The sequence below is a fragment of the Streptomyces botrytidirepellens genome, from assembly GCF_003721215.1.
Taxonomy (GTDB): domain Bacteria; phylum Actinomycetota; class Actinomycetes; order Streptomycetales; family Streptomycetaceae; genus Streptomyces; species Streptomyces himastatinicus.
The window spans coordinates 1-7,623 of record NZ_RIBZ01000210.1; the positions used below are offsets into that span (position 1 = coordinate 1).

Here is a 7,623-nt window from a genome sequence, read left to right on the forward strand (position 1 = left end):
GGGTGTCGGCCGCGGTGGGCGGTGACGCGGCGCCAGGGCGGGGGCGCATGCGCCGCGGCGATCCGGCCGCGCCCGTGGGCCGTGGTGTCCGGCCCGGGTCCGCTACAGCCGGTGGGCGGTGCCCGCCGGGCTGGCGCCTCGGGTGTCCAGCAGCAGCTGGGCCTTGGCCGCCAGGCCCTGGAGGTCGTAGGTGCGGTGGTGCTGGAGCAGCACCGTCAGGTCGGCCTCGGCCGCCGCCTCGTACAGCGCGTCCGCGCGCGGCACCGGGCGGCCCAGCACCCGCCAGCCCGGCACATACGGATCGTGGTAGCCCAGCTGGGCGCCCAGCTCCATCAGCCGGGCGGCGATCTCGCGCGCCGGGGAGCCCTCCTCGTCCGCCACGTCCGGCTTGTAGCTGACGCCGAGCAGCAGGACGTGGGCGCCGCGCGCCGACTTGCCGTGCTCGTTGAGGAGCGCCGTACAGCGCTGGGTGACGTAGCCCGGCATCCGCCCGTTGACCTGCTGCGCCAGCTCGACCATGCGCAGCGGGAGGCCGAGGCCGCGCTGCGGGTGCGTCATCCCGTCGCACTCGATCGGCGCGCCGTGGCCGCCGACGCCGGGGCCGGGGCGGAAGGACTGGAAGCCGAACGGCTTGGTCTCGGCGCAGCGCACCACGTCCCACAGGTCGACGCCGTTGTCGTGGCAGAACGCCGCCATCTCGTTGACCAGGGCGATGTTGACGTGCCGGTAGTTGGTCTCCAGGACCTTCACGGTCTCGGCCTCGCGCGGCCCGCGGGCGCGGACGACCTTCTCGGTGAGGCGGCCGTAGAACGCGGCGGCCGCCTCGGTGCAGGCGGCGGTGAGGCCGCCGATGACCTTGGGGGTGTTGGCGTAGCCGTAGACGCGGTTGCCGGGGTCGAGGCGGCCGGGGGAGTAGGCGAGGTGGAAGTCGCGCCCGGCCCGCAGCCCGGATCCCTCTTCCAGCAGCGGGCGCAGGAATTCCTCGGTGGTGCCGGGGTACACGGTGGATTCCAGCAGAACAGTGGTGTGCGGGCGCAGCCAACCCGCCAGTGCGCGCGCCGCCTCGCCGACCGCGGACAGATCCAGTCGGCGGCCCTCGCCGAGCGGGGTGGGGGAGCAGATCACGGCGGTGCGGACCCGGCCCAGCTCGGCCGGGTCGGTGGTGGTCCGGAAGCCGCCGGAGATCATCCGGCGCAGCTCGGCGGCGGTCAGCGAGCCGTCGCCCGCCCCGGTGGGCAGCCGCCCGGCCCGCAGCTCGTCGGCGGCCCGGGAGTCCGGGTCGTAGCCGACCGTACGGACACCGGCGGCGGTGGCGGCCTGGGCGAGCGGGAGGCCGAGGTGACCGAGTCCGATGACGGCGAGATCTGCGGGCATGACTTCGAGCCGTCCTTCCCGAGGCGATTCCGGATGGCGCAAAGGCAGACTAAGCGGAAATATGACTCGTATTCAGTATTGACGGAGGGTGGCGACGCGGTGTTGCGGTCACCGGCAGGGGACGGCCTGCGAAGCGGCCCGCCCAGGGCCCGGACCGGCATGGCACAGCGGCATGGCACGGCGAGGAGAAAGCCAGGAAAATCATCAGGCGAGCGTCGTGACGTCGATCACAACGGGAGGCAGCGGTGAAGACACCGGCACTGGGACCGGTCGAGCGCGGCGAGGCGCTGGCCCGGATGGCGGACCGTGAGCTGGACGTGCTGGTCGTGGGCGGCGGCGTGGTCGGCGCGGGCACCGCGCTCGACGCCGCGACCCGCGGCCTGGAAACCGGACTGGTCGAGTCCAGGGACTGGGCCTCCGGCACCTCCAGCCGCTCCAGCAAGCTGGTCCACGGCGGCCTGCGCTACCTGGAGATGCTCGACTTCGCCCTCGTCAGAGAGGCCCTGAAGGAGCGTGGACTGCTGCTGGAGCGGATCGCTCCGCACCTGGTCAAGCCCGTCCCGTTCCTCTACCCGCTCAAGCACCGGGGCTGGGAGCGGGTCTACGCCGGGGCGGGCGTCGCGCTCTACGACGCGATGTCGGTCTCCTCCGGGCACGGCCGCGGGCTGCCCGTCCACCGCCATCTCTCGCGCACCCGCGCGCTGCGCGTCGCCCCCTGCCTCCGCAAGGACGCCCTGGTCGGCGCGCTCCAGTACTACGACGCCCAGGTGGACGACGCCCGCTTCGTCACCTCCCTGGTGCGCACCGCCGCCCGGTACGGCGCGCACGTCGCCAACCGGGCCAGGGTGGTCGGCTTCCTGCGCGAGGGGGCGCGCGTCGTCGGGGCCCGGGTGCACGATCTGGAGCAGGGGGGTGAGTTCGAGGTCCGGGCCCGCCAGGTGGTGAACGCCAGCGGGGTGTGGACGGACGAGACGCAGGCGCTGATCGGGGAGCGCGGCCAGTTCCACGTCCGCGCGTCCAAGGGCATCCACCTCGTGGTGCCCAGGGACCGCATCCACTCCACGACCGGGCTGATCCTGCGCACCGAGAAGAGCGTGCTGTTCGTGATCCCCTGGGGGCGGCACTGGATCATCGGCACCACCGACACCGGCTGGGACCTCGACAAGGCACATCCGGCCGCCTCCAGCGCCGACATCGACTACCTGCTGGAACACGTCAACGAGGTCCTCGCGGTGCCGCTCACCCGCGACGACGTCGAGGGCGTCTACGCCGGGCTGCGCCCGTTGCTGGCCGGGGAGTCGGACGCGACGAGCAAGCTCTCGCGCGAGCACACGGTCGCCCATCCGGTGCCGGGCCTGGTGGTGGTCGCGGGCGGCAAGTACACGACGTACCGGGTCATGGCCAAGGACGCCGTGGACGAGGCGGTGCACGGCCTCGACCGGCGGGTCGGGCCCTGCGTCACCGAGGACGTGCCGCTGGTCGGCGCCGTCGGCTACCAGGCGTTGTGGAACGCGCGGGCGCGCATGGCCCGGCGCACCGGGCTGCACGTCGCCCGCGTCGAACACCTGCTGAACCGGTACGGCGCGCTCACCGAGGAGGTGCTGGAGCTGGTCGCCGCCGACGCGTCGCTGGGCGAACCGCTCACCTCCGCCGACGACTATCTGCGCGCCGAGGTCGTCTACGCCGCCTCCCACGAGGGCGCCCGCCACCTGGACGACGTCCTCACCCGGCGCACCCGCATCTCCATCGAGACCTTCGACCGGGGCACCCGCGGCGCCCGCGAGGCGGCCGAGCTGATGGCGCCGGTGCTGGGCTGGGGTCCGGAGCAGATCGACAAGGAGGTCGAGCACTACGAGAAGCGGGTGGAAGCGGAGCGCGAATCGCAGCGGCAGCCGGACGACCTGACGGCGGACGCGGCCCGGCTGGGCGCACCGGACATCGTGCCGCTGTAGGACGTGCGTCCCCGCTTGGCGCCGGAGGGTCAGCGGTCCGGGCAGAACTCCGCCGTGAGCAGGGCGGTCTCGGCGTCCGGGTCCGGTGGCCCGTCGCTGTTGAGGCGGTAGACCAGGGTGTGGCTGCCGTCGCGGGTGGACACGGCCAGCGCATAGGAGCCGTTGACCTGGCCGTTGTGCCCCCAGACCGTCCTCGCGCACGGCAGCTTCACCGGGAACAGGCCCATCCCGTACCGGCCGCCGGACGCCGAGGTGTCCTCCATGCGCCGCAGCTGGGACTTCGGCACCGCCTTGCCGCGCAGCAGCGAGCCGAGCAGCCGGGACAGATCGTCCAGCGTGGATATCATCTCGCCCGCCGCTCCGGCGGCGGACGGGTCGAGGTCGGTGACATCGCGCCAGTCGCCGCCGCGCGCGTCGTACGCGTGGCCGTGCGGCGCCGGGAGCGTGGTGCGGGTGCCGGGGAACGAGGTGTTGCGCAGTGCGAGCGGAGCGAGGACCCGGCGCCGGGCCTCGGCGGCGTACGAGCGTCCGGTGACCCGCTCGACGATCATGCCCAGCAGGACGTAGTTGGTGTTGGAGTAAGCCCACTTCGCCCCGGGCGCGAAGGCCGGGCGATGCGCGAGGGCGGCCCGTATCAGGGAGGCGGGGCTGTGAGTCTTCGTGTCGGCCCCGGTGACGTCCGTGCCCTCCGCGGCCGACAGCTGACGCGCCAGCACCGGGTCGGCCGTGTAGTCGAAGAGCCCGCTGGTGTGGGTGAGGAGCTGGCGGAGGGTGACTTTTCGGCCATTGTTGCCATGGCCGCTGACCAGTCCCGGGAGGTGTTCCTCGACCGTGTCGGCCAGGTCGAGCCGCCCCTCGACGGTCAGACGCAGCGTCACCGCCGCGATGACGGTCTTGGTGACGCTGCCCGCCCGGAAGTGATCGTCCCGCTGGATGTGCCGCCCGGTCCGGGTGTCCGCGACCCCCGCCGTGGCGAACCGTGTCGCGCCCCCGTCCCGTATGAGCACCGCCGCTCCGGGCGCCTCGCCGTCGGTCACCAGCCCGCGCAGGGCCGTCCGTATGGGGCCCTCCTCGCGGTCCGCCGCCTCCCGGCGCCCGCCCGCGCTCGCCTGCGCGTCCGCGTCCGCCGTACAGCCCGTCAGCGCCACCGCCATGGCCGCGACCAGCGCCACGACGGTCGGCATACGGCCTCGCCTGTGCCATCGTATGGCGGAGATGGGCATGACACGGGCCTTTCCGTTCCCTGCGGACCCTCCGATGTTCGCAGGTGCCGGAACGGCCGCCGCACCGTGCCCGCTCCGCGCCCGGACCCCGGGCTTTCCCGGGGTCGTGGATGAGAGACAATGGGGGCTCTCCCAGGGTGGGTTCAGGGTGGGTTGATTTGCAGAGGGGTCGCATGTCGGAGGCTGAGAAGACGCAGGGTTCGACTGGGCGCCTCCTCGCCGGGCGTTACCGGCTGGGGGAGATTCTCGGTCAGGGCGGCATGGGCACCGTCTGGCGCGCGAGCGACCAGACCCTCGGCCGTACGGTCGCGGTCAAGGAGCTGCGCTTCCCGTCCAGCGTCGAGGAAGACGAGAAGAGACGGCTCATCACCCGCACGCTGCGCGAGGCGAAGGCGATCGCCCGGATCCGCAGCAACGGCGCCGTCACCGTCTACGACGTGGTCGACGAGGACGACCGCCCTTGGATCGTCATGGAGCTGATCGAGGGCCGCTCGCTCGCCGACGTCGTCCGGGACGACGGACCGCTCACCCCGCAGCGCGCCGCCGAGGTCGGTCTCGCCGTCCTCGACGTGCTGCGCGCCGCCCACCAGGCGGGCATCCTGCACCGCGACGTGAAGCCGTCCAACGTGCTGATCTCGGACGACGGCCGCGTCGTCCTCACCGACTTCGGCATCGCCCAGGTCGAGGGCGACCCGTCCGTCACCTCCACCGGCATGCTCGTCGGCGCGCCCTCCTACATCTCCCCGGAGCGGGCCCGCGGCCACAAGCCCGGCCCGCCGTCCGACCTGTGGTCGCTGGGCGGCCTGCTGTACGCGGCGGTCGAGGGCGTACCGCCGTACGACAAGAGCACGGCCATAGCGACCCTCACCGCGGTGATGACCGAGCCGGTCGAGCCGCCGAAGAACGCGGGCCCGCTGGAAGAGGTCATCTACGGCCTGCTGAACAAGGACCCCGACCAGCGGCTGGACGACGCCGGGGCCCGGGCGCTGCTGGAGCACGCCCTGAGCGCGCCCGAGGACACGGCGAAGACCCCGCCCGCCGACGCGACCCGCACCATGAGCCTGCCGCCCGCCCCCTCGGCGGAGGACGAGGCCGCCGCGGGAACCAAGTCCGCGGCTGTCGCGGAGCGGGCCCGGGGCGCGCTGAAGTCCGTACGGAACGCGAAGACCGAGCAGAAGGCGGACACGGCGAAGAAGCCGGAGACGTCGAAGAAGGCCGAGGCGGCGAAGTCCGCGGCCTCCGCGCAGGCCGCGCAGTCCTCGAAGGCTTCCGAGGCACCGCCGTCGGCGCAGTCTTCGCAGTCTTCGCAGTCGGCGAAGTCCGCGACGTCCTCGAAGAAGGGGGAGTCGGCCGCCGGTTCGGCTTCTTCCGCTGCCTCTTCGTCCTCCTCTTCGTCCTCCGGTTCCGGGAAGCCCGAGAGCGCGCCCAGCCCGTATCGCCCGGTGCCGCCCCGCGCCCCGATCACCGATGTGGTGTCCAAGCGGACGCTGATCATCATCGCGGTGGTCGTGGTCGTCATCGTGGGCACCGTGCTCGCCATCGCCTTCAGCGGCGACGACGGCAACAGCGCCAAGGGCGGGTCAGGCGCCAAGGCCTCGGCGTCGTCCGGGACCTCGGACGACCGGCAGAACGGCAAGGACGCCGGTTCGTCCGGCCGGGCGAACACCCAGGCCCCGGACGGCAAGACCTCCGGCGGATCGACGGAGCAGACGGACGCGGACACGTCCAAGGGCGACGACGCGGACGACGGCGGCAAGGGCAAGGGCAAGGACGGGAGCGGGGACGACGGCGGCAGCGGCGGCAAGGAGGAGGGCAAGGGCGCCTCCGTGCCGTCCGGCTACGAGACCGTCAACAGCTCCGACTTCCCCTTCACCATGGCGATGCCCAAGGGATGGTCGGTGCACAACGGGAGCTACAGCGGCAGCCGAAAGTACTACGGCGGCTCCAGCATCCCGCGTATTCAGATCGACTTCACCTCCTCCCCGAAGCCCGACGCGGCGGCCGAGTGGCGCAAGGGCGAGGCCGCCGCGCGGAGCAGCATGTCCGGGTACAAGGGCCTGGGCATCAAGGCGATCGAGTGGCGGGGCTACCCGACCGTCGCGGACTGGCAGTTCGAGCGTGACCAGGACGGCAAGCACGTACGGGTGCTCAACCGCGGCTTCAAGGTGGACGACAGCCATGGCTTCTCCATCATGATCACTTGCGAGGCGAGCAAGTGGGACGAGAAGGAGTGCCGGACGCTGCGCGACACCGCGTTCAAAACCTTCGACATCACGGACTGAGCACTCCTGTCGGCGAAGCGTCGCGCGGGCCCGTATCGTGAGTGCCCGTAGACCGTGCGCAGTCGCATGAACCCGCCAAAACGACCACAATTGACGGCTTAGCGCTGTGCTGATCGCATATAGGGACGTTGATCGCGCTGATCGTGCGCTAGGGGAGGCGTCGTGGACGAGTTCGCGGGCCGGGTGCTGGCCGGCCGCTATCGCCTGCCCCTGCCGCCCGCCGACGCGTACGAGTTCACCGAGACCCGCGCCTTCGACACCTACAGCGGACAGCAGGTCCATCTGCGGCAGATACCGCTTCCGGAAGTCGTCGACGCCGAGGTCGTCGACGACGACGGCCACTCCGGCGGGGCGCTGAACGGGGCCTCCCGTACCGCCCGGGGCGGCGGCGACCCCGCCGTACGGCGCGCCCTGGACGCGGCGACCGCCGCCGCGCAGGTCCCCGACCACCCGAGGCTCGGTCAGGTCTTCCACGTCTTCGCGGAGGCCGGAAGCCTGTGGATCGTCAGCGAACTCGTCGCCGGGCGCCCGCTCGCCGCGCTGCTCACCGAGCGGAACCTGTCCCCCCACCGCGCCGCCGAGGTCGCCAACGACGTGCTGACGGCGCTCCGCGCGCTGCACGCCCACGGCTGGACGCACCGCAACATCACCACCCGCACGGTGCTGTTGTGCGACGACGGCCGCGCGATGCTGACGGGCCTGGCGGCGGGCGCCGCGGAGGAGGCGCTGTGCGGCTACGACCCGGTGCCGGGGCCGCCGGACGCGGGCGCGGGCGAGCCCGGTGCCGGGCCC

Annotated in this window: 5 protein-coding genes; 3 read left to right on the forward strand and 2 right to left on the reverse strand. The window is 72.6% G+C overall.

Going from position 1 to position 7,623, the window contains the following annotated elements; all coding sequences use genetic code 11:
- Positions 1-102: 102 nt before the first annotated feature.
- The gene (locus EEJ42_RS16080) at positions 103-1,374 is read right to left on the reverse strand and encodes a nucleotide sugar dehydrogenase (protein ID WP_123100619.1); all 1,272 of its coding nucleotides are present in this window, start codon (positions 1,372-1,374) and stop codon (positions 103-105) included.
- A 245-nt stretch (positions 1,375-1,619) separates the two neighbouring features.
- On the opposite strand from EEJ42_RS16080, the gene EEJ42_RS16085 reads away from it, so the two are divergent.
- Positions 1,620-3,326, forward strand: a complete 1,707-nt coding sequence (locus EEJ42_RS16085; RefSeq protein WP_123100620.1) for a glycerol-3-phosphate dehydrogenase/oxidase — start codon at positions 1,620-1,622, stop codon at positions 3,324-3,326.
- 29 nt (positions 3,327-3,355) lie between these two features.
- Here EEJ42_RS16085 and EEJ42_RS16090 read toward each other — a convergent pair whose 3' ends face one another.
- A complete protein-coding gene (locus tag EEJ42_RS16090) occupies positions 3,356-4,510 on the reverse strand; it encodes a serine hydrolase domain-containing protein (RefSeq protein WP_246096767.1) in 1,155 nt (384 codons plus the stop codon).
- Positions 4,511-4,722: 212 nt separating this feature from the next.
- Between EEJ42_RS16090 and EEJ42_RS16095 the strand changes: the two genes are divergently transcribed.
- On the forward strand, positions 4,723-6,831 hold the full coding sequence (locus EEJ42_RS16095) for a serine/threonine-protein kinase (RefSeq protein ID WP_123100622.1): 2,109 nt from the start codon (positions 4,723-4,725) through the stop codon (positions 6,829-6,831).
- Positions 6,832-6,993: 162 nt separating this feature from the next.
- The coding region (locus tag EEJ42_RS16100) for a protein kinase domain-containing protein (RefSeq protein WP_148081972.1) at positions 6,994-7,623 on the forward strand (630 nt) is incomplete at its 3' end.